The following is a 25,851-nucleotide window of genomic DNA, read 5'->3' as shown; positions in this document are numbered from 1 at the left end:
GGGCAGGCGGCCATCACCGCGCCCCCCGCCGCCGCAACTGGTCGAAATAGACGATCACGATGATCAGCAGCCCGGTGATGATGCGCTGCCAGAAGGAATTGACGTTCAGGAGATTGGCACCGTTGTTGATCGTGGCAAGGATGAAGGCGCCGAGCAGCGGACCGTGAACCGAGCCGACCGCGCCGAAAAGGCTCGTGCCGCCGATGACCGACGAAGCGATCGCCTGCAGCTCCCAGCCTTCGGCCTGCGTGGCGTTGCCGATGCCGATGCGCGAGGCGAGCAGAAGCCCGACAAAGGCGGCGCAGGTCGATGACAGGATATAGGCCAGATAGATCGTTCGGTTGACGTTGACGCCGGAAAGACGCGCCGCCTCGCGGTTGGAGCCGACGGCGAAGAGATAGCGGCCGAAGCGGCTCAGATGCAGGAAGACGTAAGCCGGAATTGCAACGACGATCACCATCCAGAAAAGACTGGGAACTCCGAGGAAGTCGGCGCGTGAGAAAGTGGTGAAGGCGTCGTTGGTGATCGAGATGGTCGAACCGTTTGTTATCAGGAGACCGATGCCGCGAAGCGAGGTCAGCGTCGCAAGCGTGATGATGAAGGGCGGCAGCCCCATGCGGACGATGCCGAAGGCATGGAAGGCGCCGATCAGCACGCCGATCGCCAGCGTCGCGATGATCGCGAGCCAGAGCGGAACCCCCGCCGCGAGCAGCCAGGCGACGATGACGCTGGTGAAACCGACGACGGCTCCGACCGAAAGGTCGATGCCTGCCGTGATGATGACGAAGGTCTGGCCGACGGCGAGAATCGCGGTCATCGCCCCCTGACGCAGGAGGTTGCTGATGTTGTTGGGCGTCCAGAAGGCATTGGTCGCCAGGCCCAGGAGCAGCCAGAGGACGACCAGCAATCCCACGAGCGTAAGACCGAACAGGATGCTGACGCCTTTCTTCGGCGTCGGTCCCGCGCTTTCAACCGTTTCCACACTCATCGCTTCCTCCCTGCGTCCTTCCTCATCCGGCTCTCAGGCATTGATCGCCTGCGCCAGCACTTCCTCATGGCTTGCGGCCCGGTAGTCGTGGCTTGCCACAAGCCGCCCCTGCCGGAACACATGCAGGCGATCGGCCAGCTCATAGACCTCCGGCAGGTAGGAGGAGATCAGGATGATCCCTGCCCCCTTCTCCAGAAGCCGCGCAAACAGCCGGTAGATTTCCGCCTTGGTGCCGACATCGACGCCCACGGTCGGCTCGTCGAAGATGAAGAGCTTCGCGCCGTGGCTCAGCCATCTGCCAATCACGATCTTCTGCTGGTTGCCGCCGGACATGGCGGAGGCAAGCACGCGCCGCGACGGCGTCTTGATCTTCAGATCCCGGATCTGACGTTCGGCATTGGAGGCCTCCTGCGCGCGGTTGATCGTCAAGCCGCGCGTCAGCCTTTTGAAAACAGGCAGGTTGATGTTGACGCCGATCGGCAGGTTGAGGCACAAGCCCTGATCGCGGCGGCTCTCCGGCGCGAGCGCGATCCCCAGGTCCATGGCCTTGCGCTCATTGGCTATCTCGACCTTTCGGCCCTGCCAGAAGATCTCTCCTTCGCTCACCGTGTTGCGCCCGTAAAGTCCGAGCGCGAATTCGCTGCGGCCGGCACCGATCAGTCCGTAGAGCCCGACGATCTCACCCGCCCTGACCGAGAGCGATATGTCGCGGAAACCGGGACCGGAGAGCCCGCGCGTCTCGACGATCATCTCGCCCGGCTGGAAACGTTCCTTGTGGTAGATCTGTTCGATCGTGCGGTTGATCATCAAAGTGATGAGCTCGGCCTCGTTCGTCTCGGAAATCGCGCGCGTGCCGACATGCGTGCCGTCGCGAAGCACCGAGACGCGGTCCGCGAGCTCGAACACTTCTTCCAGCCTGTGGCTGATATAGACGATCGTGACGCCATCGCCCTGCAGCCGACGGATCAGGCGGAAAAGCTGCGCCGATTCCTGTCGCGTGAGATAGGCCGTGGGCTCGTCGAAGATGAGGAACTGCGTGCCACGCATGGCCGCCCGTGCGGTGGCGACCAGCTGCTGCTGGCCGATCGTCAGGCTGCCGAGTTCGGCATTGGCGGGCAGGTTGAAGCCGAGATCGTCAAGCACGCCCTGAGCCGCGCCGGTCATCGCGCGCTTGCGCATCAGCCCGCGCCGGTTCATCTCGTCGCCCAGGAACATGTTCGCCGCGACGCTCAGATGCGGGCAAAGCACCACCTCCTGGTGAACCGCGTTGATGCCGCGCGCGATCGCTTCGTTGGGCGTGGCCAGGTCGACTGTCTCGCCGCACCAGCGGATTTCTCCGGCACTGCGGGCAATGACCCCGGTCAGGAGCTTGATCAGCGTCGATTTGCCGGCACCGTTCTCGCCGACGATCGCGTGGATTTCGCCGGATAGAAAGGTCATGCTCGCGGGCTTCAAAGCCTCGACCGCGCCGTAGTTTTTCTGCAGGCCGCGGAGTTCCAGGATGGGCTCGCCCTTCGGAACCGGATGGGCGCCCGCCGCCCTCACCTGTTCGTCATGGCGATGGCTGACCTCTTGAAGCCCTATCATGGCATTGTCCTCCACTTCCGGGATCGCAGCGGCCGATTCCCTTCGGCCGTTGCACTGTTCTCCTGAAGGCGATGCGCAGCGCCGGTCCTACGGCGCCGCGCAATCGCGCTCTTCAGTTGACCTTCGGATTCAAAAGCGCGTCGATCTTCGGCTCGCTCATATTGGCCTTGGTGACCAGATTCGCGCCGGTATCGACATTGGCTTCGACCTTCTCGCCCTTGGAGACCGCAAGAGCCGTCTTCACGCCGTCATAGCCCATGCGGTAGGGGTCCTGGACGACGAGGCCCGCCAGCACGCCTTCCTTGAGGAAGCCCACGGTCTTGTCGTCGCTGTCGAAGCCGATCACCTTGATCTTGTCGCCGAGCTTGTTCTCGGCGATCGCCTGGCCGACGCCCTGCGCCATGATCAGGTTCGAGGCGAAAACGCCGACGAGGTTGGGATTGGCGGTGATCAGATCGGTCATGATGTTGAGACCGGTCGTCGCCTGACCGTCGGCATATTTGTCGGCAACCACTTTCAGGCCCGGATATTTCGTCTTGACCTGATCGAGAAAGCCTTCGCGGCGCTGGTCGAGCGAGCCGACACCCGGCAGGCTGGTGATGATCGCGATCTCGCCCTCTTCCTTGCCGGTCGCCTCCTTGATGGCGGCGGCAAGACCGTCGGCGGCTATGCGTCCGCCCTGGACGTTGTCCGTGGTCAGGAACGAGGTGAAGGCCTTCGAATCCGCCCCGGAATCGATGCCGATCACCGGCACCGATTTGGCGGCCTCGTCGACGGGCTTGCCGAGCGCCTTGAACTCCGTCGGCGCGATCACGACCGCGGCCGGCGCGCCCGCAACGGCGTTTTCCAGGATGGTGATCTGGCCGTTGATGTCGGATTCCGACTGGGCGCCGAGCTCCGGCACGTTGACACCGAGATCCTTGCCGGCGGCGCGCGCCCCCGCAAGCACGATCTGCCAGTAGAAGGAGGTGGTGTCCTTGACAATGATGGGAATGGTGACGTCCTGCGCGAAAGAGGTCGCGGGGACCATTGCGGCGACGAAAGCGGCGCCGGCCAGGGCATTGAAGGCACGGCGTGAAAGAATGCGCTTGGCTATGCTCATCGGGTTCTCCTCAGTTACACCTTGTTCCGTTATCGACCGGGTCGCCAGGTGCATGCGGCCCGGTTGCTTATGGAGAGTGGCGGCCGCCCTCGAGGGCGGCGAAGCATCAGGCCCTTACCGCCTCCGGCCCCAGCTCGGGCGCGACAAGCGTATGGGGTTCGAAGGCCGCGTAATCTTCCGGCGCGATCCCGTAGCGGGTCAGTTCCATGTTCCGTTTCAGGCTCGACGGTTTGGCGGTTCCGAGCAGCACCGAGGCGACGTTGGGATTGGCCAGCGGGAACTGCAGGGCCGGGGCGGCCAGCGGCATGGCGCGCTGCCCGGCGATGGCTTCCATCGCCGCGACCTTGGCGCGCACCTCGTCGGTCGCCGGCATGTAATCGAAATGCGCTCCCTCGACAGGTCCGGTCGCGAGAATGCCGGAATTGAACACGCCGCCGACGACCAGCGAGGTGTGCTTCTTCGCGCAGAGCGGCAGGAGCTCGGCAACCGCGGAGCGGTCCAGGAGCGTATAGCGGCCGGCAAGCAGGATGCAGTCGATGTCGGCCTGGCGCATGGCGTCGAGGCAGACCGGCACCTCGTTAACGCCGAGACCGTGGGCCGAAATGACGCCGCTCGATTTCAGCTCCTCGAGTGCTTTCAGGCCGGAATCCAGAAGCTGCCGCAGGTAAACGGCGTTTTTCGCCGCGCCATGCGTGTAGCCGCCAATGTCGTGGACATAAAGAATATCGATTCGGTTGAGACCGAGACGGGCATAACTCATCTCGACCGACCGCATGATCGCGTCGTAGCCGTAGTCATAGGTGACGTCGAAGTTCAGCGGCTTGACGTAGGAAAAGTCAGGGACCTGGTTCTCGGGCACCGGATGAAGCAGGCGACCGACCTTCGTCGACAGCACGAAGCTCTCGCGCGGCTTGTCGCGCAGGAAATCGCCGACCCGCCGCTCGGCAAGGCCAAGCCCATAGAACGGCGCCGTATCGAAATAGCGGATACCCGCTTCCCAGGCGGCGTCGAGCGTCGCCATCGCCGCTTCGCGGGTACATTCGCGATAGAGACCGCCCAGTCCCGCTGTGCCGAAACTGTATTCCGTCACCGCAAGCGCGGTCCGGCCTATCCTTCTCGTCTGCATTCCTTGTTTTCCTCCCCCAAGGATTGCGCCCTTACATGCGTCTCGCTTCGCCCCTCAGCCTTAAAGCGTCGCCCCCAGATGCCAGGGCACGAATTCGTTGTCGCCGTAGCCGAAAAGCTCGCTCTTGGTCTTGCGGCCCGAGGCGGTCTCTATGATGAGCTCGAAAATCCCCCGGCCGAGATCGGCGATCGTCGCTTCACCCGAGGCGATGACGCCGCAGTCGATGTCCATGTCCTCTTCCATGGCCCGATAGAGCGCCGTGTTGCTGGTGAGCTTGATCGACGGCGCCGGCCGACAGCCGAAACAGCTGCCGCGGCCGGTGGTGAACGCGATCACGTTGGCGCCGCCGGCGACCTGGCCGGTGGCCGAAACCGGATCGTAGCCGGGCGTGTCCATGAAGACCAGTCCGGGCTCCGTCACGCGCTCGGCGTAATTGTAGACGGCCGTCAACGGCGAGCGGCCGCCCTTGGCGACGGCGCCCAGCGATTTCTCGAGAATCGTCGTCAGGCCGCCCCGCTTGTTACCCGGCGAAGGATTATTGTCGAGCGACGCGCCATGCATCGCCACATAGTCCTCCCACCAGGCGATCAGGCCGTCGAGCTTGACCGCGACCGTCTCGTTTACCGCACGGCTGCGCAGGAGATGCTCGGCTCCATAGATCTCGGAGGTCTCGGAAAGGATCGCAGTGCCGCCGGCGGCGGCGAGTATGTCGACCGCCGCGCCGAGCGCCGGATTGGCGGTGATGCCGGAAAGACCGTCCGAACCGCCGCATTGCAGCCCCACGATGATCTCGCTGACCGGGATCGGCACGCGCCTGGCGGCCGCGACTTCCTTGGCGATCTCGTCGAGAATGCCGAGCGCGCGCTCGACGGAACGGCGCGAGCCGCCGGCCTCCTGGATGTTGAAATGCCGCTTCTCGGCCCCGGCCCCGCTCTGGCCGTAGAGCGTCAGCTGATTGACCTCACAGCCGAGCCCGACCATCAGCACGCCGCCGAAATTCGCGTGACGCGCATAGCCGGCGAGGGTCCGGTGCAGGTTCTTCATGCCGTCGCCCGTTGACGACATGCCGCATCCCTGGTCGTGGACGATCGGCACGAAACCGTCGATGCCTTCATATTTCGGCAGAATGCGCCTGTTCGCCTCGTCCGCGATCGCACGACAGACCGTGGTGGAACAGTTCACGCTGGCGACGATGCCGATATAGTTGCGCGTTGCGGCCCGGCCGTCCGCCCGTCGATAGCCGAGGAACGTGCGCGCTTTGTCCGCCTCGCTGGCAGCCTCCGGCGGAACGGCGGCACCAATGGCGAGCCGACCCTGATCGAAGGCAAGGTTATGCGAATGAACGTGCTCGCCGGGCGCGATGGGGGACGTGGCGCGGCCGATCGCCTGGCCGTATTTGACCACCGGCTCACCGACGTCGATCCTGCGGATCGCGGCCTTGTGGCCCGGCTCGATGCGCGCGACCGCCGACACGCCGCCGGCCAGCCGGTCGCCCGGCGCAATCGCAGCGGTGGCGACGACGACGTTATCGTCCGGCGAAAGAAGGATCGAAGACGGTGCGGGCAAATCAAGCTCCTCCCGAACGGTTCCCCACATGTGAAAACACTGGTTCTGTCTTTTATCTACAATAGACAGATGTTCGTCAATGGCTATTATGGGCCCATTGCGGCAGTCGCGGAACGGGAGCCTCGACGTGCCGACACGAGAAACCCGAAGCGGGCCGGATCCTCGCCATGGCGAAGCAGAACACCGTTTTCAAGGATGCCTTCAACCGCTGCCTGGAGCTGTTCGCGGAGACTTCCACGCTTCCCTCCGAACCGGAGCTCGGGCAGGCGCTCGGCGTCAGCCGCACGACGGTGCGCGCCATCCTGACGCGCTGCGAGGAACTGAGCCTCATCGCCTGGGACAAGCGCAGCAAGACGGTGCTGAGACGACCTGAGCCCTCGGACTACTTCCCGACCGCCGAGACCGATTCGCTTGCCGAAAGGATCGAGCGGAGCTTCATGCGCCGGATTCTGGCTGGCGGCGCTGAGCCCGGCATGCAGATCAACGAGCTCGAGCTTGCCCGCGAGATCGGCGCCGGAACGACCAGCGTGCGCGAATTCCTGATCCGCTTCAGCCGTTTCGGGCTGATCGAAAAACGGCCGAACAGCCATTGGGTCCTCAAGGGGTTCACGCGCGAATTCGCGCTCGAACTGACGGAAGTGAGGGAAATGTTCGAGCTGCGCTCGGCCGCTCGCTTCGTCTCCCTTCCCGACCAGGACCCGGCTTGGGAGGAGCTGAAGAAGATCGAGGCGGTGCATCGGGAAATTCTCGCCGACATCGACAAGCGCTACAGCGAATTTTCCGAACTCGACGAGCGCCTCCACCTGTTGGTGCACAAATCGTCCAGCAACCGCTTCATCATCGACTTCTACGATGTCATCGCCATCGTCTTTCACTATCACTACCAGTGGAACAAGGCGAATGCGCGGGAGCGGAACGCCCGGGCGCTGGAGGAGCATCTCGACTATATCGCCGCGCTGCAATCGCGCAACCCCACGCTCGCCGAACAGGCCTGCCGGCGACACTTGAAATCGGCGCGGGAGACGCTGCTCCAGTCGATTCCGTAGGTCACGATGACTGGAGCGTTTCCAGGAAATGTGTGTGACGGTTTTCCGTTCGCCGCTTGTTTGATCGCCTCATCCCTGTGCTCGTTGTTTAGCCCGGGGAGATAGCTGACACCTGTTCGGATAGATCACTGACGGATTGCTTGGTTGTCAAGTCGATGGCTGCGATGCGGAGGGCAGCGAAGAAGATGCCGTATCGCCCGTCCGTGTCGAGCGGGCGAATGGCGATGCGTTCGCCGCAGAAGGCCTTTGGGACTTTCCACTTGCGGCCTTTGAAGCTGACATAGGCCTTGGTGCTGGGGACGGTGCGGACGACCTCGCCTTCATCGTAGATCACCTCTGGGAGGTGCTCGGGCATGGGGCGCGAACTGGGACGATAGCGACGGGCCGGCACGTCGAGATCGAGCGCGGCATGGGGCCGCTCGAAATTATAGAGTTCGCGCCAGGCATCGAAGGCGCGCTGGACGGCAGCCAGATCGGAAAATCGGGCGAAATCGAATATTTCGGCCTTGAGCGTGCGATGGAAGCGCTCATTCTTGCCGCGGCTCTGCGGATGATAGGGCCGGCTATGCAGGAGGCCGACGCCGAGCTTCAACAGCCACACGCCAAGTCTTGTCCAACGCTCGCCCGAGGCCTCGCCCCAGGGCGCGCCATTATCGACGAAAAGGGCGTCCGGCAGGCCGTAGCGCCGGAATGTCCGCTCCAGATGGCCGCGCACGGTCACTCCCTGCTGGTTGGCGCAGGCCGCCAGGCAAGGCACGAAGCGGGAATGGTCGTCCACCATCGTCAGCGGATGGCAGGGCGTGCCATCGCCGAGCCGAACCCAGCCCTTGAAATCCATCTGCCAGAGCTGGTTCGGCGCCTCCTTCTCGAAACGCTGGGTCGCCGGCGCGCCACCGACCGGCGGCATGATCCGCTCATGGCGCTTCAGGATAGCATGAACCGTCGAAGGCGCCGGCGCATGCTGCCCCCGGTCTTTCAGAACGCGCGCGATCTTGCGTGCGCCCCACGCCGGATGCGCATCGCGCACCGCAAGCACCTCTGTCTCCACCGCCGCGCTCGACTGCAACGGGCTCACATGCGGGCGGCGCGAGCGATCAGCCAGCTCCCGGTCACCTGCCTGCCACCGCGCCAGCCATTTATAGCCCACATCGGCACTGATCCCGAACCGCCGGCACAGCTCCCGGCGGTTCGCACCCTCCGCAAGCGCCAGCCGCACAAATTCCTGCCTCTCTCCCATAACCGACACCTCTTTCCACGGCATGGACAACCTCCTCGCGAAGCCGATCCATGCCAGTATGAACGTGTCAGCCATCTCCCCGAACACCTGTCAGTCATGTGTCCGGGCTATACACTCGTCACAGGGATCCAGCCAGACCAAGTCCTTGGGCTGAAAGAACTCTTCCCGCGCCGCAGACGCGGCGCTGCTGGATCCCTGTGACGAGCACAGGGGATGAGGACGGAGGAGAGATTGCCGTCCTCCGAAAAGTTTCCTACAGCCCGCGCGTCTTATGAGACGCCCTTCCCAGTCCTTGTGAGGAATCGATCAATAGCCGGATTCCGTCCGTACCGGTCCGCCCTCTCCAAGAAATTCCCGGCGCAGCCGCTCCGTTGCGCTGACGAGCAAGGTGACATCGGTGCCGATCGCCATGAAATCGGCACCGAGCTCGCGATAGTCGCGCGCCTGGGCCGGGTCGAGGGTCATGATCCCGCGTGCCTTGCCGGCACGCTCGATCCGCGCGAAGGCCTCGATTATGGCTGTCCGTACCTCCGGATGACCCGGATTGCCGAGGTGCCCCATGTCCGCGGCAAGATCCGCCGGACCGACGAACAGGCCGTCGACGCCGTCCAGCGCAGCGATGGCGTCGATCGCCTCGAGCCCTGCCCGGCTCTCGATTTGCAGCAGCAGACAGATCTCGTCGTTGGCGTTTTCGAGGTAGTCGCCGATGCGGCTGAAGTTCGTTGCCCGGCCGAGAGCGGCACCGACACCGCGAACGCCATGCGGCGGGTAACGCACGGCGCGCACGAGCTGCCGCGCCTGCTCGACATTGTCGACCATCGGGATCAACAGCGTCTGCACGCCGGCATCGAGGATCTGCTTGATCATGACCGCGTCGCCGACCGGCAGGCGGACGATCGGATGACTGCCTCCGCCGGCGACGGCGCGATACTGCGCCGCCAGCATGGGAATATCGTTCGGCGCATGCTCGCCATCGATCAGCAGCCAGTCATAACCGCTGCCGGCCACCACTTCCGCCGCATAGGGACTGGCGAGCGCCACCCAGAGACCGAGCTGAAAGCGGTTTTCGCGGATCGCCGCTTTGAAAGTGTTTTTCGGGGCGGGCATCGATTGCTCTCCTTCTGCGTCCGAGTGTGTCTGCCGCAATCTGCCGGCGGCGACCGAGTGCTTCCCAGCCTCTTACCGGCAAAAGAAAAAACCGGCCAGAACTTTCCGGCCGGTTCTTCGAGAGAGCGCCGCCTCAGGCGATGCCGCCGAGGCAGACATATTTGATCTCCATGAATTCCTCGATGCCGTATTTCGAGCCCTCGCGGCCGAGGCCCGAGAGTTTGACGCCACCAAAGGGTGCCTCCGCCGTGGAGATCAGGCCGGTATTGACACCGACCATGCCATATTCCAGCGCTTCCGCCACGCGGAAGACGCGGGCGAGGTCCTTGGCATAGAAATAGGAGGCGAGGCCGAATTCGGTGTCGTTCGCCTGTGCGATCACATCCGACTCGTCCTTGAAGCGGAAGAGCGGCGCCACCGGGCCGAATGTCTCTTCCCGCGCGACCGCCATCGCCTGGGTCACGTCGGCCAGCACCGTCGCTTCGTAGAAGGTGCCGCCGAGCGAATGGCGACGGCCGCCCTGCACCACGCGCGCGCCTTTCGCAAGCGCATCCGCCACGTGCTCCTCGACCTTCTTCAGCGCCGGCTGGTCGATCAGCGGTCCGAGGATGACGCCGTCCTCCATCCCGTTGCCGGTTTTGAGCTTGCCGACGGCCTGGGCGAGTTTCTCCGAAAACGCCTCGTAGACGCCGTCCTGCACATAGATGCGGTTGGCGCAGACGCAGGTCTGGCCATTGTTGCGGAACTTGGCGATCAGCGCGCCTTCGACCGCCGCATCGAGATCGGCATCATCGAAAACGATGAACGGGGCGTTGCCGCCGAGTTCCAGGCCAAGCTTCTTGATCGTGGCCGCGCTCTGGCGATAGAGCTCTGCGCCGACCTCGGTCGAGCCGGTAAAGGTAAGCTTGCGGACGGTCGGGTTCGAAGTCATCTCGGCGCCGATCTCGCGCGCCGAGCCGGTGATGACGCTGAAGAGGCCTTTCGGCATGCCCGCGCGCTCGGCGAGCACGGCGATTGCGATCGCCGAAAACGGCGTCTGCGCGGCCGGCTTCAAGACCATGGCGCAACCGGCGGCAAAGGCCGGCCCGGCCTTGCGGGTGATCATCGCGTTGGGGAAGTTCCACGGCGTGATCGCGGCGACGACGCCGATCGGCTGCTTCATCACCAGAATGCGCTTATCCTTCTGATGACCGGGAACCAGGTCGCCATAGACACGCCGCGCCTCTTCCGCGAACCATTCGATGAAGCTCGCCCCGTAGACGATCTCGCCGGTCGCCTCCGCGAGCGGCTTGCCCTGCTCCATCGTCAGAATCCGGCCGAGATCGTCCTTGTTTTCGATCATCAGCTCGAACCAGCGGCGCAGCACCGCCGAGCGCTCCTTGGCGGTCCGAGCCGCCCATTCCCTCTGCACCCGCGCCGCGGCCTCGATCGCCGTTCTGGTCTCGGCGGCGCCGAGCTTCGGAACGCGGCCGATGATTTCGCCGGTCGCCGGATTGTTCACCTCGATCGCATTCTTCGGGTCGGCTTCGATCCAGGTATCGCCTACGAGAGCAGCCTGGCGAAACAGCGACGGGTCTTTCAGATTCATGTCGAGTCCTTCCTCAAAAAATCTACAGAACTTATACAACTTTTTTCGCAGGTTCGACAATCACATGATTGCGGTTTACGGATCCTTCGCGCCTGCTGAGCTGACGCGCAGGAATGGCGATGCGTCGGACAGGCGCGTATCTGCAAGAAATAAGGATGTTCGTTCGTGACAGAAATCAACCATAGAAGAGCCGATCACCCCATCCACTCGATCTTTCTGGAGCGCTGGTCGCCGCGCGCCTTCACAGGCGAGGAGATCGGAGAAAAGGATCTGCTCGCGCTCTTCGAAGCCGCGCGCTGGGCGCCGTCGGCCAGCAATCTTCAGCCCTGGCGCTTCGTCTACGCCCGCCACGGCACCGAGCATTTCGCTCGCCTGCTGTCGACGCTCGACGAGGGCAATCAGCGCTGGGCGAAAAATGCCTCTGCCCTGGTCATCATCCTTTCGAAGACCCACAGGGTCACATCGACCGGCGAGCTGAGGCCGGCCTATACGCACGCATTCGACACGGGAGCGTCCTGGTTCGCGCTCGCGCTGCAGACGCAGCTCGCCGGATGGCATGCCCATGCGATGGCGGGGGTCGACAGAGAGAAGGCCGTGCAGGTGCTCGGTGTTCCGGAGCACTACCGGGTCGAGGCAGCCGTCGCAATCGGCAGGATTGCGGATCCTTCCACCCTGCCGGACGATCTGCGGGAACGCGAAAAACCAAGCCAGCGCAAGCCCGTCAGCGAATTCGTCTTCGAAGGACGTTTCACGGGCGAATGATCCGCGAGCGATCGAGCTTCCGAAAGACGAGAGCAGGGCGTGGATCGCCTTGCTCTCGTCGGAACCATGATCAAAGTGCCGCGCCTATACGTGCGCGTCAGATATCGAGATTGGCGACGCTCAGTGCGTTTTCCTGGATGAAGTCGCGCCGCGGCTCCACTTCGTCGCCCATCAGGCGCGAGAACAGACCATCCGCATCCGTCGCATCGGTAACCTTGACCTGCAGCAGCGAACGGACGTTCGGATCGAGGGTCGTCTCCCACAATTGCTCGGCGTTCATTTCGCCCAGGCCCTTGTAGCGCTGCATGGTGAGCCCCTTGCGGCCGGCGGCGAAGATCGCGTCGAGGAGGGCGCGCGGACCGCTGATCTCCTGCGTGCCGTCGCGGCGGCGCAGCACCGGCGGAGCGCCATAGACCTCCTTAAGCCGTGCCTTGAGCTGATCGATATGGCGTGCATCCGAAGAACCGATCAGCGCCATGTCGAGCACGGCCGCTTCCTTGACGCCGCGCACCATGCGCTCGAGCTTCAGCCCGCCTTCCGCCGTCACCGTTGCCTCCCATCCGCGTTCGGTCTCTTCGGCGATGACATCCAGCCGGCGGGCCACTTCGGCGGCGATCAACTGATATTCGTCGCGCTCGCCGTTGAGTTCCACGTTGAGCGCTCCGGCGATGGCAGCCTGCTCCACGACCGAGCGATTGTAGCGGGAGTGGAGCCCATCCATCAGCGAGCGCAGTCGCAGCGCATCGTTGATGACCTCGCGGAGATCCTGGCCGACGCGCACTTCGCCCGAAGCGAGTTCGAGCGACGCCTCCTCGAGGCCCATGTTGATCAGATAATCTTCAAGCGCCTTCTCGTCCTTGAGATACTGGACGGACTTGCCGCGGGCCACCTTGTAGAGCGGCGGCTGGGCGATATAGAGGTGGCCCCGCTCGATCAGCACCGGCATCTGCCGGAAGAAGAAGGTGAGCAGCAGCGTGCGGATGTGGGCGCCGTCGACGTCGGCGTCCGTCATGATGATGATCTTGTGATAGCGCAGCTTGTCGGCGTTGAACTCGTCACTGCCGATCGATGTGCCGAGCGCGGTGATCAGCGTGCCGATTTCCTGGCTCGACAGCATCTTGTCGAAACGCGCGCGCTCGACGTTGAGGATCTTGCCGCGCAGTGGCAGGATCGCCTGGTTTTCACGCGAGCGGCCCTGCTTGGCCGAGCCGCCTGCCGAGTCGCCCTCCACCAGGAAGAGTTCGGATTTGGCCGGGTCGCGCTCGGAGCAATCGGCGAGCTTGCCGGGCAGCGACGAGATGTCGAGCGCACCTTTTCGGCGCGTCAACTCGCGTGCCTTGCGCGCGGCTTCGCGCGCGGCGGCCGCTTCCACGACCTTGCCCACGAGAATCTTGGCATCGGAAGGATGTTCTTCGAGCCAGACGCTCAGGGCCTCGTTGACCAGGCTTTCGACGACGGGGCGGACTTCCGAGGACACCAGCTTGTCCTTGGTCTGCGAGGAGAATTTGGGATCGGGAACCTTCACCGACAGCACAGCCGTCAGCCCCTCGCGGCAATCGTCGCCCGTGAGCGATACCTTTTCCTTCTTGGTGATGCCGGACGTGTCGGCATAGGAGGTGATCTGACGCGTGAGCGCACCGCGGAAGCCGGCCATATGCGTGCCGCCGTCGCGCTGCGGAATGTTGTTGGTGAAGCACAGCACGTTCTCGTGATAGCTGTCGTTCCACCACATTGCCACTTCGACGGTGATGCCGTCCTTCTCGCCGCGGATCGACACCGGCTTCTGCACGAGCGGCTTCTTCGCCCGGTCCAGATAGGCGACGAAGGCCTCGAGACCGCCGTCATACATCATTTCTTCCCGACGAATGTCGGAATGGCGCTTGTCGGTCAGCACGATGCGGACGCCCGAATTCAGGAAGGCGAGCTCGCGCAGGCGATGCTCGAGCGTACCGAACTCGAACTCGATGTTCGAGAAGGTCTGTTCGCTCGGCGTGAAGGTGACCTCGGTTCCGGTCTCGCTGCCGGCGTCGCCCGTTACCTTGAGCGGCCCGTCGGCAACGCCGTGGGTGAAGCTCATTTCGTGGATCTTGCCCGACCGGCGGATCTTGAGCTTCAGCGACACGGAGAGGGCGTTAACGACCGAAACGCCGACGCCGTGCAGGCCACCGGAGACCTTGTAGGAATTCTGGTCGAATTTTCCGCCGGCATGAAGCTGCGTCATGATGACTTCCGCCGCCGAGACGCCTTCTTCCCGGTGGATGTCCGTCGGTATGCCGCGACCGTTGTCCGTCACCGTGACGGAACCGTCGGGATTGAGCGTGACCGTTACGATGTCCGCATGGCCGGCAAGCGCCTCGTCGATCGCGTTATCCACGACCTCGTAGACCATGTGGTGCAGACCTGAGCCATCGTCGGTGTCACCGATATACATGCCCGGGCGCTTGCGCACTGCATCGAGGCCTTTCAGCACCTTGATGGAATCGGCACCATATTCGGCGATTGCGCCGGCTTCGGTCTCAGAAATATCGGTCATTCGGGCTCAGATCTTTCCAGGTTTTCGGACGTCGCGATTCATTGCGAATCACAGCGCGAGATGCCTCGCGGACTATAGAAAATTTGTCCAATTGTTCCAAATCCCGACGCGAAGATCGCGGCCGGAATGGGCTTTCATCCCCTGTCCTTATCAGGAAATGTGGCTTTTTCCAAAACATCTTCCAGTGCCCGAATCGTCTCCGCCGACAGGCCGCGAATCTCCATGCTCAAACGGTTGGCGAAGGCAGTGTGACCGGGCGGAAGGCCGGACGTGTCGAGCACGACTTTCGGATCTGAAAGATGCGCTATCCGGAAGAGTTCGTCGGCCTCATCCCAGATCACGTTGAAATAGCCGGCAACGCGCTGGAGGAAGTCGAAGCTCGGCGCTCCCCGCTTGCCGTGTTCGAGAGCCGAGAGATAGGCGGGCGAAACCCCTATTGCAGCCGCCATCTCTTTCTGAGACACGCCCTTGCGCCGGCGAAGTTCGCGCACGGCCTCGCCGAAGGGAGTCATGAGGCGCCTCCCTTCGCCCGCGCCAGCCGCACATAAAGCGCGCCCTCGCCGCCGTGATTGCGGGCGGCCGGTTCGTAGGACGATATCAAGGGCCGGAACTCGGGAAGCGAGAACCAGAGCGGCACGGCTCGCTTCAGGGCGCCGTCGCTGCCGAGCGACGTCCCCTTGCCGGTGATGACGAGGACATGCCTCAAGCCGCGGTCGCGCGCCCTCAGGAGGAACTGCAGCAGCAGTCCGTGCGCCTCGCTCTGAATCATGCCGTGCAGGTCGATCCTCGCCTCGAGCGTCAGCCGGCCCTTCGCCAGTTTGCGTTTGACCGGCCGCTCCAGCGGATGATGAGGGGGGTCTTCTGCCTTGTCGCGGCTGAGTGAAAAGCCCCTGCCGGCCCTTTCGGGCGTGCTCGAGGGAGGCGTCGCCTCCGGGCCAGGTACAGCCTTGATTTCCGCGGTCCCGCCCAGCAGCTCCTCGAGAGCGTCCAACCGCCCGGGCATGGGCCGCGCCGAACGCGCGACCTTCCCCCAGAGAATGCGGTCCTCGGTGGAAAGCTTCTTGTCCTTAGCCATGGCTGGACTGCGCGCGATATCGGGCCGCGGTCGCGCGGGGCACGAAAATGAAGAAGTCTGCGTCGTTGCGCACGGAACCCGCGAGTTTCCCCGCCCGGTCGCCGGAGCCCGTGAAGATATCGCCGCGCGCCGGGCCGACGATGGCCGAGCCGGTGTCCAGCGCGAGCATCAGGCGCCCGAAGGGATGTCCGCCGTCGAGATGGAGCAGGGTTTCGCTCGCGACGTAGAAAGGAACGCCGAATGTGTGGATGAGGCGGTCGACAGCAAGCGAGCGTCCCGGCTCCAGCGGTACCTTGGCAGCCGCCACGGGGCCGAGCCCCTCTTCCTCGACCGGCGCCTCGCGGAAAAAGATGAAGGACCGGTTATGCCACAGAACCTCGTCCGCCTTGTCGGCATGGGCCGCCAGCCAGTCGCGAATGCTCGCCATCGACACGGTGGCGGTGTCGATCTCGCCGCGATCGATCAACAGCTTCCCGACGGCGGAAAAGCGATGCCCGGTTTTGGCGGCATAGGTGATGCGGCGGCGCGATCCGTCCGGATAGATCAGCCGCGCGGCGCCCTGCACATGGACGAAGAACACGTCGACTTTGGAGCGGGCATAGGCGATTTCCAGACCGCGGCCGGCGAGAAATCCTTTTTCGATCGCGCGTCGGTCCGGATATTCCTCGATCCTGCCGTCGCAACAGCGGCCGAAGGCGAAATATGGGTCCATTCCTGCCGGCCGGTTTATGTCGTCGATATCGATGAGGTCCGAGGGACGCCGGTAGAAGGGAAAGCGGAACTCCGCATCCGGCTCAGCCCGTACCTCGACCTCGGGTTCGTAGAAAGCGGTGACGAAGCCGGTCCTTTTCCCTTCAGGGCGGATTCGGAACGGAACGAACTGGGCCTCGAAAAATCCGCGTGCGGCGGCCGCATCGGAGAAATCGCTGCCTGCCGCGTCGAAGGCGGGCAGGAGGTCGGCGACCGAAATACCGAGCGAGCCGGTCTTGTACGGCTTCACCTCCGTTACATGCCGGTGACAGCGCCGAAGCGAAGCGATCACCGGTGCCGGGTCGTCCGCAGACCATCCGGGCAGCTCCGAATAGGAGACCGGCTCGAGATGAAAAGTCATGGCCGCCCGCTTCCCGGTCAGTTTTCCGATTCGGTGGCGATCAGCTTCCAGTTCGGGTCGCGTGAACGGATATCGCGCGCAAACGTCCACAGGTCGTTCACTTCGGCAACCGAATCGGCGTCTCCGTCGACCAGTTTGCCCTGCTTGTCGTAGGTCGCGGAAATAAGCTGGCTGATGATCCTGACCGTTATGTTTTCCTCGGCGTCCTTGATCTCCGCGTGCACGATATCGGCCTTGTCGATGCCGACGAAGGTCGACTTGACAACTTCGCCCTTGGCCTCGCGTTCCGCAATCGCGGCCTCGAAGCCCTCATAGACTTCGCGGGACAGCAAACCCTTGAGAGTTTTACGATCGCCATCGGCAAAGGCCATGACGATCATCTCGTAGGCCATCTTCGCACCGTTGAGGAATTCGGTGGGATTGAAGTTGGGATCCGCGTCGGTCATCGCCCGGAGTTGGGCATTCAGCGGAGTCCCGGCCTTGGCGACGGTCTCGATCGCGGCATAGCGCGACTCGTCTTCCGCCGTCTCGCGACGGGGAAGCTGAACGACCTTGCCGTTATCCTTGGCTTCCGGCCCTTGGGCGATATCCCGTGGAGAGTAGGGATCGAAAGGAGGCCGCTCGCTGCCGGTCCTGCGACCTAGGACGCTACGCAATTGCAGGAAGATGACCACGGCAGCGATCAGGAAAAAAAATGTGATGAAATCAAAAGAGCCCATTTCCACCCGGAACCGCTGTTAGAATTTCTCGTACTGTTCCATATAGTCCGGAAGGATAGACCATTCAAACGACGATGTCGCACCCATAAACCGGAGACCGGACAATTGCACTCACCTTCTTGCGAGCACGGGCGATGCGTTTCCTGATCCCGCTTGTCATTCTCGGGCTGCCGCTTGCGGAAATCGCTGGCTTCGTCGCCGTCGGGCGCGAGATCGGCGTGGCGATGACGCTTCTTCTCGTTTTCGCAAGTGCCGTCGCCGGCATCATGCTCCTGCGCATCCAGGGTTTCGGCGTGCTCCGGCGCGTGCAGGAGGCGGCACGGACGGGCAACGATCCGGGGCTGGACGTTCTCGGCGGTGTGCTGATCTTCATCGCCGCTATCCTCTTGATCGTGCCCGGTTTCATCAGCGACCTCGTCGGCCTTCTGATCTTTCTGCCCCCGGTCCGACGCGCCATCGCCGGCTTCCTGCGCAGCCGGATGACCATTTTGAGCAGCGCAACCGGCTTCTATCGTGCCTCCGGGCCCCAATCCTCCGGTTCCCGGTCCTCTGGCCCACAATCCGCTGGGCCCCGGTCCGCTGGCACCCCTCGCGAGGAGCGCCGCGGGCCGCTGACGATCGATCTCGACGAGGACGAATTTTCGCGCAAGACAAAGGACGAAGACGACCCGCCGCCGCCACCGGATCGTCTGCCTCATTGATCCGAGCTTCACTTTTTCTGATCCCGGCTCCAATCGGGTCTATAATCCGCTTTCCAAAGAAGGGCCGGATGTGCTCTTGCGTCGGGCCGGGCCGGGCCACGAGGGTTGTAAGCCCAAGCCCTAAATGTTAGATGGCCTCACCATTTCGAAGTCCGAGGAAACTCTTATGACGACTGATACCGCATCCAACGGCAACGGCAGTGCCCAGCAGCAGCAGAGCCCGTCGCTCAATATCCTGGCCCAGTACGTCAAGGACCTCTCCTTCGAGAACCCCGGCGCACCGCGTTCGCTGCAGGCTCGCGACCGCTCCCCGTCGATCAACATCAATGTCAATGTCAATGCCAATCCGCTGGCGGAGAATGATTTCGACGTTGTCCTGTCGTTGAGCGCCCAGGCCAAGGACGGCGACAAGATGCTCTTCAACGTCGAACTCGCCTATGGCGGCGTCTTCCGCGTCGCCGGCTTCCCGCAGGAGCACATGCTGCCGCTGCTCTTCATCGAGTGCCCGCGCCTCTTGTTCCCCTTCGCGCGACAGATCGTGGCCGACGCCACCCGCAACGGCGGCTTCCCGCCGCTGATGATCGATCCCATCGATTTCGCGCAGATGTTTGCCCAGCGCATGGCTGAGGAAAAGGTCCGCGCGCAGGTGGCCAATACCAACGACACGGCCAACTGATCGGTCCGAATGACTGGAAGACCCGGCTCACCGAGCCGGGTTTTTTGTGTCCGGCCTGCGCGATTCGGCTTGAGGAACCCCGCGGGCGCCGCGATACGGACAGGCCTGGAGCATTTGACCCCACGCACTTGCGGACGGAAAACCGTTGCACACTTGCCCTGGAAGGGCTCTAGACCGCTTCCGATCTGAGGGCATAGTCGGCTTCGCTGTATTTCTCCCAGATCGCATTCGCGCCGATCTTCGCGACGAGCGCCGCATGGGCAGCGATTTCTGCCTCCGTCAATCGTGGCCTCAAAGGCCGCTCCCTTTTGATGACGACGACCGGTCCGTCGTCGGCCTCCATCGACCGGCCACCCGTCTCCGTCATCACGAGACCAAGCGCGGCCTGGCGCCCGCCGATCATCTCGATATAGACCTCGGCCAGCAGCTCGGAGTCGAGCAGGGCCCCGTGCCTGGTTCGATGGGAGTTGTCTATACCGTAGCGACGGCAGAGCGCATCGAGCGAATTCGGTCCCATCGGGTGCTTGCGGCGGGCAAGAGCCAGAGTGTCGATAACCCGGTCGCTGCCGATCGGCGGCAGGCCGAGCCGCTCGAACTCCGCATTGATGAAGCCGATATCGAAGGTGGCGTTGTGGGCGACCCAACGGGCATCGCCGAAGAAATCGACGATCTCCCGGGCGACATCGGCAAAGGGCGGCTTGTCCTTCAGAAACTCGTCGGTGATGCCGTGGACGGCCAGGGCTTCCGGGTGAACCTTGCGCTCCCCCGGATTGATATAGATATGGATCGTGCGCCCCGTCGGAAACTGGTTCTCGAGCTCGATTCCGCCGATCTCGATTACCCGGTCCTCGCGATTGTCGAGGCCGGTCGTTTCCGTATCGAAGATGATTTCACGCATGCGGGAGCCCTGTGGAGGATGTTTCGGGACGAATCACCCGAAGCTGACCTTCATTCTTAATGTTATTTGCTGCGCAATTGAAGGCCATCGCCGCCCCTCATCCGGCCTGCCGGCCACCTTCTCCCACAAGCGGGGCGAAGGAAACTCGCGGCAGCGTCGTACTCGTTCCCTCTCCCCGCATGCGGGAGACGGCTAGGGTCAGGGGGTTTGCGAAGGCTAAGCCGCCCGCAAATCATCGACGATCGCACGGATCTGCTGCCGTGTGACGTCGAAGCTGTCGCTGGTGTCGACGATATAGTCGGCGCGGGCGCGCTTCTCGCTGTCGGGCACCTGCCGCTCGAGGATCATCGCAAACTTCTCGGCGGTCATTCCCGGGCGCTTCATGACGCGTTCCCTCTGCATCTCCGGATCGCAGGTCACGACGACGATGCGGTCGAGGCGCGCTTCCGCCTTGGTCTCGAAGAGGAGCGGAATATCGAGCAGCACGAAAGGCGCACCGTCCGCTCTGTGCCGCGCAATGAACTCCTGCTCCTTGGCGCGCACCAGCGGATGGACGATCCGTTCCAACTCGGCCAGCCGTTCGGGCGCCGCAACAAGCCGAAGCGAAAGCTCGGCCCGGTCGATGACGCCGCCCTTGGCGACGCCCGGAAAGGCCGCTTCGACCGGCGCCACCGCTTCGCCGCTATAGAGCATATGCACCACTTCGTCGGCATCGTTCACCGGCACGCCGAGTTCCCGGAACATGCCCGCAGCGGTCGATTTTCCCATTCCGATGGAGCCGGTAAGCCCGACGATGATCATGCGTGCCTGTCCATATCGCTGATGATGATCTGTCTTAGCGTTTCGTCGACGACCGGCCTCAGACCGAACCATTTCACGAATCCGGGCACTGCCTGATGGAGAAGCATGCCAAGTCCGTCGACGGTGCGGAAGCCCTGCTCTTCCGCCTGCCGCAACAGCGGCGTTTTCAATGGCACGTAGACGTTGTCGGTGACGACGGCGTCTGGCGCCAGGCCCGAAAAGTCGATCGCCGGCGCCGGCTCGCCGTTCATGCCGAGCGAGGTCGTGTTGACGAAGAGGCCGGCGCCTGAAACGACCTCGGGAAGCGCCGCCATCGAATGTGCGTGCACCGCCGTGCCGAAGCGATCGGCCAGTTCCCTCGCCCTCTCGGGGGTGCGGTTCACCACATGGATCGTCTTGACGCCTCGGTCCCGGATCGACTGGATCACCGCCCGGCTGGCGCCGCCGGCACCGAGAATCACCGCGGCCGAGATGCGGTCCCATCCTTTGGCGTTCTCGTCCAGATTGGCGACGAAGCCACGCCCGTCGGTGTTCGTCGCGCGGATTTCTCCATTTTCGAGCCAGAGGGTATTGGCCGCTCCGAGTTCGGCGCTGAGCTCGTCCGGCCGATCAGCCAGCCGGAAGGCGGCCTCCTTATGCGGAATCGTGACATTTCCGCCGCAGAAGTCGGTTCTTCCTTCCTTGATTTGCCGCATGAAATCGGGAAAGGCCTCGGGCGTGACCTCGTGGGCCCGGTAGCTTCCCCGAATTCCGAACTGCTTCAGCCAATGGCCATGAATGAGCGGCGATCGCGAATGCTTCACCGGATAGCCGGTTACAAAGGCATGGTTAACAAATGTTTCACGTGAATCATGCATCGATCGCACCCAGTTCGCGGAGTTTGGAGAGAAGCGGCAGCATCGGCAGGCCGAGTATGGTGAAATAGTCGCCCTCGATGGTCTCAAAGAGCTGGATGCCCTCGCCTTCGAGCTGATAGGCGCCGACGCTTGTCAGCGCCTTCTCGCCCACCCTTGCAAGATGTCGATCTATGAAGCCGTCGCTCAATGGCCGCACGGTCATCTTCGCAGTCGAGACGTGCCGCCAAACGACCTCGTCGTCGCGCACGAGAACGATCGCGCTGTTGAGACTGTGCGTCCTGCCCGAGAGCGACCGGAGATGCTCGGCGGCTTCCGTCATGTCGCGGGGCTTGTGATAGACGCGGGTTCCAAGCGACATCGTCTGATCCGAACCGATGACAAGGGCGTTCGGAAAATACCGTGCGACATCCTTCCCCTTGGCTTCGGCAAGCGCCAGGGCGACATCGGCCGGCGAAGCACCAGACGCTTCCAGCGGCTGCTCGAGCGCACGCTCGTCGATCGCGGCGGCCCGGGCCTCGAAGGCCAATCCTGCATTGGCAAGCAGAGTGCGGCGAAAAGGACTGGCCGAGGCCAATACGAGCAAGGATTTCATTTTTCCGGTTCCGTGTTCGCGGTCTGCAAGCTGTTCTTGCGGCTCGCTCTATCTAAGCCGCGGCCGCAGGGCAACAATTGCGGCGGCAGTCTCCTCTATCGAGCGCCGCGTCACGTCGATCAGCGGCCAGTTGTTGCGCGCGCAAAGCGAGCGGGCATATTTCAGCTCCTCGGCGATCGCCGCCCGGTCGGTATAATCTTCCCCGTGGAAGTTCTGCGTCGTTCCGAGCACGCGATGCTGGCGCACCTGGGAGAGGCGCTCGGCCGAAGCGATGAGCCCGACGATGAGCGGTTTCGTCGCCTTCAGGAGCGCATCGGGCAGGGACACGCCCGGCACGATCGGAATGTTCGCCGTCTTTATACCGCGAAACCGATCTCGTCCTGCCCGCCCGCATAAATACGCTTGTCTTTCCCGATCGCTATAGAACGCACAATCGTCTTATTGGGCAGCGGGTAAACGCGCCAATGCGTGCCATCGAAACGCAGCATACCCTCATTATTAGCAAAATACATAATACCATGAACATCCTGCTGAATGTCCCAGTTTTGAGTACCGCCCCCAGACACGTGCTTGGAATAATCTGATGATCTCGGGCAAACCAATCGTGTTCTGCCCAAAGCAGGATATCTCCGCAAAGAGAAACAGCAGTAGCAATCGTTTAAACCTCTTCATAAGCAAGCGGATATCGAAAGGTGGGTCGCCCTTCCGGGGCGCTCTGCCTTGATCTGTTGTTCATCACAAACCTCAACTTCGTCCCCCTGTTCAAGGTCAGTGCATCCGGCAACACCGGAGACTATTGTGAAAGTAAGATTTTTTTGATGATGTAGTATTGTTGTACCCGAAAAGCCTGTTTTTATTGACTTGCAGCAGCGTGATGTAGTGGTGATGTAGTAGAAAAGCACGCATATGCAGTACCGGGCTCTAACTTTAGAACTGGCAAAAAACAGAACAGAGCCAGACCGGTTTCACCCTGCTCAATGCCTTGCTTCAGAACCTGTCCGATTGCTGCCCAACTGTACGATTGCCAATCACGAAAAACGAAATTGTTTGCTTATGAAAATGAAAGCTGTACTGCTAAGTCTTGCAGTACTACTCAGAACATCTGGCCGATTAACCAGGCCTACTGGACGATCCATCCCCGTTACCGGCACGGTAACCAGTAAGGCCGCCGGCACACCGGTTCCCAACGCCACCGTTGTTGTAAAAGGAACCACCACCGCCACTACCACCAACACCGAAGGCAATTTTGCCATCACAGTGCCTCGCGCTGGTACCGTACTCGTCATCTCCCACATTGGCATGGCAACCCGGGAATTTACCGTCCGCGATGCCACCGCCGTCACCATCACGCTCGAAGAAAGCTCCGGCGCGGCGGACCTGCATGGCGAGCTCGCGCGTCGGCGCAATGACGAGGCCGAGAGGCGTGCCGGCGTCGCCGAAGCGCTCCGCCTCGCCGAGCAGTTCCGCCGCCATGGCGATGCCGAAGGCGACCGTCTTGCCCGATCCGGTCTGGGCGGACACCAGCAGGTCGCGGCCTCTGGCGCGGGGCTCAAGCATCGCGGCCTGGACCGGGGTGAGGGTGTCATAGCCGCGCGCCGAAAGGGCGGCGCCCAGCGCCGGAGCGATGTCGAGGGAGGCAGTCATGTCGAGGCTTTCGATTGGCGCCGCTAAAGGCGCACGGGTCGGGGGCGTATAAAGGGGCAAGCGCGAGAGGTCAAATCGCATGGGCGCGGCCGTGCGGGATTGTCGACCGCGGCGCGTTTTTTGCGGACGAAAGCAGGATCGGTCTGAGGCATTCACTTTTCCCCACAAAGGGGAAGGATCGGCGCTTCTTAGGACGTGTCTCGCAGTTCGACCGGGATGGAGGCGGCTATTGCAAGCCTCTGGATCAATGCGGCTAGGACGCGGGGCGCACCGCCCTCATTGCCGGCCTCGTCGCAGCCCTGTCCCCTGTGCAGGAATGCCAGGCGGCGCAGCTGCGCGGCCATGGCCTGCATGAAGAGCCCATATGCCCTGAGGGAGGCGGCGAGATCCTGTGCATCGGCGGGATCATTGCCGAAGCCGGCCGGCATCGGGACGGTCGTCCAGCGACTGCCGGCCGGGCTCCGTACGGAGCCCTCGAAATAGTCCCTGAGAAACGCGTTCGCCTGCCAGGCGGCCCACAGCACGCACCAGCGGACCCAGAACGGGCGGCCGGCGGCCTGTTCGGCCATGTCGGCGAGGTCGAGCAAGCGCCAGATGGAGATCGCCATCCGCTTCTCTTCCCTCCCTGCCTTCGCCCTCCAGCCCATCGCCGGCTCCTTTCATCGCAGGCAGTGTCGTGCATTCCCGGAAGGCGGGGATGAAGAAAGTTGTGGCACTAACAGGAACAAGGGGTTAGCGGAGAGCAGGCGGAAATCGATCCACCGGATGATGTGCCAGAACTGATCGCTCTGGCTCCTCTCGCGACAGCGCACACCATCCGCGATCGTCATCCCGGCGACCGGAGGTCAGCCGGGATCGATTGACCTTGGCGGGTTGGCGCCGACCCTTTTCTGCGACCGTGGGGTGTTTTCGGTGTGTAACCGGAGAGAGGAATGGATCCCGGGTCGCCTCCTGTAAAGACCGGAGACATGCCTTACAGGTGTTCGGAGACATGCCTGACACTCATTCTGAGTTTTCGGGTTGATTGAGATCGATGCTTGCGACCCTGTGAGCTCCGAGACAGATGTCGTATTTGCCGTCGCGTCCACGCGGTCGGATGGCGACGGTCTCGCCGGCCAGGGCGTCTGACCACGGCCCATGTGCGGCCCTTGAATTGAACGCGCCCTCTCGACGGGTCGACTTTGCGGACGATCTCGCCCTCATCGTATTGCGGAATGGGGAGTGTCTCGGGATAAGGCCGCCTCGATGGGCGATAGCGTTCGGCCGGCGTTGCCTGGTCAAGGGCCTGATGGGGCCGTTCGCGATTGTAGATATGCGCGCCAGCGATCGAAGACGGCTTGGGCATGGGCCTGATCGCGCAGGTTCACCAGGTTGAAGACCTCGGCGCCCAGAGTGCGATGGAAGCGCTCGTTCTTGCCGCGCCCCTGGGGATGATAGGGCCTGCTGTAGATGGACCTGATGCCCAGCTTGAGGAGCCAGACCCGCAGGATCGTCCACTTTCCCCCGCCCCAGGGTGGGCCGTTGTCGACATAGATCGCTTCGGGCAGACCGTGGTGGCGAAGGGCTCTTTCGAGGCGATTTTGCACGGTCTGGAGCTGCTGATTGAGGCAGGCTCCGAGTTCCACCGCAAAACGGGAGTGATCGTCGATGATGGTGAGGGCATGCATCCACTCGCGATTGGCCAGTCGGGTGCGCCCCTTGAAGTCCATCTGCCACAAGTCGTTGGGCGCGGTCTTCTCGAAGCGTTCAAAGTCACGGCCGGGCCGATCGGGGGCGATGCGGCCATGACGTTGCAGAACTGCATGGATGCTCGACACCGCCGGCGGCTCGATCCCGCAGCGGTTCAGAATGGCGGCGATCTTGCGGGCGCCCCAGGCGGGATGGGCATCGCGCACCTCAAGGATCTTCTCTTCCAGCACTCTGGCCATGCGACGAGGGCTATCGAGCGGCCGGCGTGAACGATCGGCGAAACTCTCCTCGCCCGCAGCATGCCGACGCAGCCACAGATGGCCCGTCTGACGACTGATGCAAAAGCGCTCGCATATCGCCGACACATTCGCCCCTTCGAGCGAAGCCAGCATCACAAACTCCCGGCGCTGATCCTCCACCGACACCTCCAGCCATCCCATCTCCAC

22 protein-coding genes and 4 pseudogenes are annotated in these 25,851 nt (G+C 63.0%); 5 read left to right on the top strand and 21 right to left on the bottom strand.

Features of this window, described 5'->3' with window-relative positions; translation table 11 throughout:
* Positions 1-13: 13 nt before the first annotated feature.
* From AC5J09_RS12155 to AC5J09_RS12135, 5 genes are all read right to left on the bottom strand, one after another.
* Positions 14-988 (bottom strand): ABC transporter permease, encoded by a 975-nt coding sequence (locus tag AC5J09_RS12155; RefSeq protein ID WP_029958994.1) that lies wholly within the window; start codon positions 986-988, stop codon positions 14-16.
* A gap of 33 nt (positions 989-1,021) precedes the next feature.
* The gene (locus AC5J09_RS12150) at positions 1,022-2,575 is read right to left on the bottom strand and encodes a sugar ABC transporter ATP-binding protein (protein ID WP_494297693.1); all 1,554 of its coding nucleotides are present in this window, start codon (positions 2,573-2,575) and stop codon (positions 1,022-1,024) included.
* A gap of 112 nt (positions 2,576-2,687) precedes the next feature.
* Positions 2,688-3,677 carry an ABC transporter substrate-binding protein gene (locus tag AC5J09_RS12145; RefSeq protein WP_018098677.1) on the bottom strand — a complete coding sequence of 330 codons (990 nt, stop codon included), beginning with the start codon at positions 3,675-3,677 and terminating at the stop codon, positions 2,688-2,690.
* A gap of 106 nt (positions 3,678-3,783) precedes the next feature.
* Positions 3,784-4,803, bottom strand: a complete 1,020-nt coding sequence (locus AC5J09_RS12140; RefSeq protein ID WP_494297692.1) for an aldo/keto reductase — start codon at positions 4,801-4,803, stop codon at positions 3,784-3,786.
* Positions 4,804-4,863: 60 nt separating this feature from the next.
* Positions 4,864-6,399: a UxaA family hydrolase gene (locus AC5J09_RS12135; protein WP_275597090.1), complete on the bottom strand. Its 1,536-nt coding sequence runs from the start codon at positions 6,397-6,399 to the stop codon at positions 4,864-4,866.
* 137 nt (positions 6,400-6,536) lie between these two features.
* On the opposite strand from AC5J09_RS12135, the gene AC5J09_RS12130 reads away from it, so the two are divergent.
* Positions 6,537-7,415 carry a GntR family transcriptional regulator gene (locus tag AC5J09_RS12130; RefSeq protein ID WP_494297691.1) on the top strand — a complete coding sequence of 293 codons (879 nt, stop codon included), beginning with the start codon at positions 6,537-6,539 and terminating at the stop codon, positions 7,413-7,415.
* Between the two features lie 88 nt (positions 7,416-7,503).
* Here AC5J09_RS12130 and AC5J09_RS12125 read toward each other — a convergent pair whose 3' ends face one another.
* The 3 genes from AC5J09_RS12125 to gabD all read right to left on the bottom strand — a co-directional run bounded on the left by AC5J09_RS12125 (position 7,504) and on the right by gabD (position 11,347).
* A complete protein-coding gene (locus AC5J09_RS12125; RefSeq protein ID WP_494297690.1) occupies positions 7,504-8,676 on the bottom strand; it encodes an IS481 family transposase in 1,173 nt (390 codons plus the stop codon).
* Positions 8,677-8,958: 282 nt separating this feature from the next.
* Positions 8,959-9,759, bottom strand: coding sequence for a 4-hydroxy-2-oxoheptanedioate aldolase (gene hpaI, locus AC5J09_RS12120; RefSeq protein WP_324762571.1), 801 nt, complete (start codon positions 9,757-9,759; stop codon positions 8,959-8,961).
* A 133-nt stretch (positions 9,760-9,892) separates the two neighbouring features.
* Complete coding sequence (gene gabD / locus AC5J09_RS12115; RefSeq protein ID WP_494297689.1) at positions 9,893-11,347, bottom strand: NADP-dependent succinate-semialdehyde dehydrogenase; 1,455 nt, start codon at positions 11,345-11,347, stop codon at positions 9,893-9,895.
* A gap of 165 nt (positions 11,348-11,512) precedes the next feature.
* Here gabD and AC5J09_RS12110 point away from each other — a divergent pair, with 165 nt between their 5' ends.
* Positions 11,513-12,109: a nitroreductase family protein gene (locus AC5J09_RS12110; RefSeq protein ID WP_494297688.1), complete on the top strand. Its 597-nt coding sequence runs from the start codon at positions 11,513-11,515 to the stop codon at positions 12,107-12,109.
* 97 nt (positions 12,110-12,206) lie between these two features.
* Here the strand turns inward: AC5J09_RS12110 and gyrB are convergent, their stop codons facing one another.
* The 5 genes from gyrB to AC5J09_RS12085 form a co-directional block, all read right to left on the bottom strand.
* Entirely contained in the window at positions 12,207-14,642 is a 2,436-nt protein-coding gene (gene gyrB, locus AC5J09_RS12105) for a DNA topoisomerase (ATP-hydrolyzing) subunit B (protein WP_324762569.1), read from the bottom strand.
* A 134-nt stretch (positions 14,643-14,776) separates the two neighbouring features.
* Positions 14,777-15,154, bottom strand: coding sequence for a helix-turn-helix domain-containing protein (locus AC5J09_RS12100; protein WP_003531717.1), 378 nt, complete (start codon positions 15,152-15,154; stop codon positions 14,777-14,779).
* A complete protein-coding gene (locus AC5J09_RS12095) occupies positions 15,151-15,717 on the bottom strand; it encodes a Smr/MutS family protein (RefSeq protein WP_494297687.1) in 567 nt (188 codons plus the stop codon). The genes AC5J09_RS12100 and AC5J09_RS12095 overlap by 4 nt, the downstream gene beginning before the upstream one ends.
* Positions 15,710-16,828, bottom strand: a complete 1,119-nt coding sequence (mltA, locus tag AC5J09_RS12090) for a murein transglycosylase A (protein ID WP_494297686.1) — start codon at positions 16,826-16,828, stop codon at positions 15,710-15,712. Before mltA ends, AC5J09_RS12095 begins: the two co-directional genes overlap by 8 nt.
* A gap of 17 nt (positions 16,829-16,845) precedes the next feature.
* Positions 16,846-17,547, bottom strand: coding sequence for a Tim44/TimA family putative adaptor protein (locus AC5J09_RS12085; RefSeq protein WP_018098687.1), 702 nt, complete (start codon positions 17,545-17,547; stop codon positions 16,846-16,848).
* 134 nt (positions 17,548-17,681) lie between these two features.
* Here AC5J09_RS12085 and AC5J09_RS12080 point away from each other — a divergent pair, with 134 nt between their 5' ends.
* Complete coding sequence (locus AC5J09_RS12080; RefSeq protein ID WP_494297685.1) at positions 17,682-18,248, top strand: FxsA family protein; 567 nt, start codon at positions 17,682-17,684, stop codon at positions 18,246-18,248.
* 166 nt (positions 18,249-18,414) lie between these two features.
* Positions 18,415-18,924 (top strand): protein-export chaperone SecB, encoded by a 510-nt coding sequence (gene secB / locus AC5J09_RS12075; protein ID WP_026169012.1) that lies wholly within the window; start codon positions 18,415-18,417, stop codon positions 18,922-18,924.
* Positions 18,925-19,093: 169 nt separating this feature from the next.
* Here secB and dnaQ read toward each other — a convergent pair whose 3' ends face one another.
* The 5 genes and pseudogenes from dnaQ to AC5J09_RS12050 form a co-directional block, all read right to left on the bottom strand.
* Positions 19,094-19,822: a DNA polymerase III subunit epsilon gene (gene dnaQ / locus AC5J09_RS12070; RefSeq protein WP_440853269.1), complete on the bottom strand. Its 729-nt coding sequence runs from the start codon at positions 19,820-19,822 to the stop codon at positions 19,094-19,096.
* Between the two features lie 216 nt (positions 19,823-20,038).
* A complete protein-coding gene (gene coaE / locus AC5J09_RS12065) occupies positions 20,039-20,623 on the bottom strand; it encodes a dephospho-CoA kinase (protein WP_100672626.1) in 585 nt (194 codons plus the stop codon).
* Positions 20,620-21,480: a shikimate dehydrogenase gene (locus AC5J09_RS12060; protein WP_494297684.1), complete on the bottom strand. Its 861-nt coding sequence runs from the start codon at positions 21,478-21,480 to the stop codon at positions 20,620-20,622. Before AC5J09_RS12060 ends, coaE begins: the two co-directional genes overlap by 4 nt.
* Positions 21,473-22,072, bottom strand: coding sequence for a Maf-like protein (locus AC5J09_RS12055; protein WP_127710497.1), 600 nt, complete (start codon positions 22,070-22,072; stop codon positions 21,473-21,475). Before AC5J09_RS12055 ends, AC5J09_RS12060 begins: the two co-directional genes overlap by 8 nt.
* Before the next feature lie 48 nt (positions 22,073-22,120).
* Positions 22,121-22,438: pseudogene (locus AC5J09_RS12050) on the bottom strand (kinase/pyrophosphorylase); the annotation flags it as partial.
* Positions 22,439-22,978: 540 nt separating this feature from the next.
* On the opposite strand from AC5J09_RS12050, the pseudogene AC5J09_RS12045 reads away from it, so the two are divergent.
* A pseudogene (locus AC5J09_RS12045) lies at positions 22,979-23,368 on the top strand (carboxypeptidase-like regulatory domain-containing protein); the annotation flags it as partial.
* A 72-nt stretch (positions 23,369-23,440) separates the two neighbouring features.
* On the opposite strand, the pseudogene AC5J09_RS12040 reads toward AC5J09_RS12045, so the two are convergent.
* The 3 genes and pseudogenes from AC5J09_RS12040 to AC5J09_RS12030 form a co-directional block, all read right to left on the bottom strand.
* Positions 23,441-23,716: pseudogene (locus AC5J09_RS12040) on the bottom strand (DEAD/DEAH box helicase); the annotation flags it as partial.
* Between the two features lie 188 nt (positions 23,717-23,904).
* Positions 23,905-24,363 carry a hypothetical protein gene (locus AC5J09_RS12035; protein WP_494297683.1) on the bottom strand — a complete coding sequence of 153 codons (459 nt, stop codon included), beginning with the start codon at positions 24,361-24,363 and terminating at the stop codon, positions 23,905-23,907.
* Positions 24,364-24,689: 326 nt separating this feature from the next.
* Positions 24,690-25,845, bottom strand: a pseudogene (locus tag AC5J09_RS12030) (IS481 family transposase).
* Positions 25,846-25,851 lie beyond the last annotated feature (6 nt).

It is taken from the genome of Sinorhizobium sp. (genome assembly GCF_059070375.1).
Note: the sequence above shows the minus strand (reverse complement) of the source record. Positions and strands in the feature narration are given on the sequence as shown.

What these genes read in the sequence shown, in the direction of transcription:
- AC5J09_RS12155 (WP_029958994.1), bottom strand. Translation starts at nt 988, where the DNA reads ATGAGTGTGGAAACGGTTGAAAGCGCGGGACCGACGCCGAAGAAAGGC.
- AC5J09_RS12150 (WP_494297693.1), bottom strand. Translation starts at nt 2,575, where the DNA reads ATGATAGGGCTTCAAGAGGTCAGCCATCGCCATGACGAACAGGTGAGG.
- AC5J09_RS12145 (WP_018098677.1), bottom strand. Translation starts at nt 3,677, where the DNA reads ATGAGCATAGCCAAGCGCATTCTTTCACGCCGTGCCTTCAATGCCCTG.
- AC5J09_RS12140 (WP_494297692.1), bottom strand. Translation starts at nt 4,803, where the DNA reads ATGCAGACGAGAAGGATAGGCCGGACCGCGCTTGCGGTGACGGAATAC.
- AC5J09_RS12135 (WP_275597090.1), bottom strand. Translation starts at nt 6,399, where the DNA reads ATGTGGGGAACCGTTCGGGAGGAGCTTGATTTGCCCGCACCGTCTTCG.
- AC5J09_RS12130 (WP_494297691.1), top strand. Translation starts at nt 6,537, where the DNA reads ATGGCGAAGCAGAACACCGTTTTCAAGGATGCCTTCAACCGCTGCCTG.
- AC5J09_RS12125 (WP_494297690.1), bottom strand. Translation starts at nt 8,676, where the DNA reads ATGCCGTGGAAAGAGGTGTCGGTTATGGGAGAGAGGCAGGAATTTGTG.
- hpaI (WP_324762571.1), bottom strand. Translation starts at nt 9,759, where the DNA reads ATGCCCGCCCCGAAAAACACTTTCAAAGCGGCGATCCGCGAAAACCGC.
- gabD (WP_494297689.1), bottom strand. Translation starts at nt 11,347, where the DNA reads ATGAATCTGAAAGACCCGTCGCTGTTTCGCCAGGCTGCTCTCGTAGGC.
- gyrB (WP_324762569.1), bottom strand. Translation starts at nt 14,642, where the DNA reads ATGACCGATATTTCTGAGACCGAAGCCGGCGCAATCGCCGAATATGGT.
- AC5J09_RS12100 (WP_003531717.1), bottom strand. Translation starts at nt 15,154, where the DNA reads ATGACTCCCTTCGGCGAGGCCGTGCGCGAACTTCGCCGGCGCAAGGGC.
- AC5J09_RS12095 (WP_494297687.1), bottom strand. Translation starts at nt 15,717, where the DNA reads ATGGCTAAGGACAAGAAGCTTTCCACCGAGGACCGCATTCTCTGGGGG.
- mltA (WP_494297686.1), bottom strand. Translation starts at nt 16,828, where the DNA reads ATGACTTTTCATCTCGAGCCGGTCTCCTATTCGGAGCTGCCCGGATGG.
- AC5J09_RS12085 (WP_018098687.1), bottom strand. Translation starts at nt 17,547, where the DNA reads ATGGGCTCTTTTGATTTCATCACATTTTTTTTCCTGATCGCTGCCGTG.
- AC5J09_RS12080 (WP_494297685.1), top strand. Translation starts at nt 17,682, where the DNA reads ATGCGTTTCCTGATCCCGCTTGTCATTCTCGGGCTGCCGCTTGCGGAA.
- secB (WP_026169012.1), top strand. Translation starts at nt 18,415, where the DNA reads ATGACGACTGATACCGCATCCAACGGCAACGGCAGTGCCCAGCAGCAG.
- dnaQ (WP_440853269.1), bottom strand. Translation starts at nt 19,822, where the DNA reads ATGCGTGAAATCATCTTCGATACGGAAACGACCGGCCTCGACAATCGC.
- coaE (WP_100672626.1), bottom strand. Translation starts at nt 20,623, where the DNA reads ATGATCATCGTCGGGCTTACCGGCTCCATCGGAATGGGAAAATCGACC.
- AC5J09_RS12060 (WP_494297684.1), bottom strand. Translation starts at nt 21,480, where the DNA reads ATGCATGATTCACGTGAAACATTTGTTAACCATGCCTTTGTAACCGGC.
- AC5J09_RS12055 (WP_127710497.1), bottom strand. Translation starts at nt 22,072, where the DNA reads ATGAAATCCTTGCTCGTATTGGCCTCGGCCAGTCCTTTTCGCCGCACT.
- AC5J09_RS12035 (WP_494297683.1), bottom strand. Translation starts at nt 24,363, where the DNA reads ATGGGCTGGAGGGCGAAGGCAGGGAGGGAAGAGAAGCGGATGGCGATC.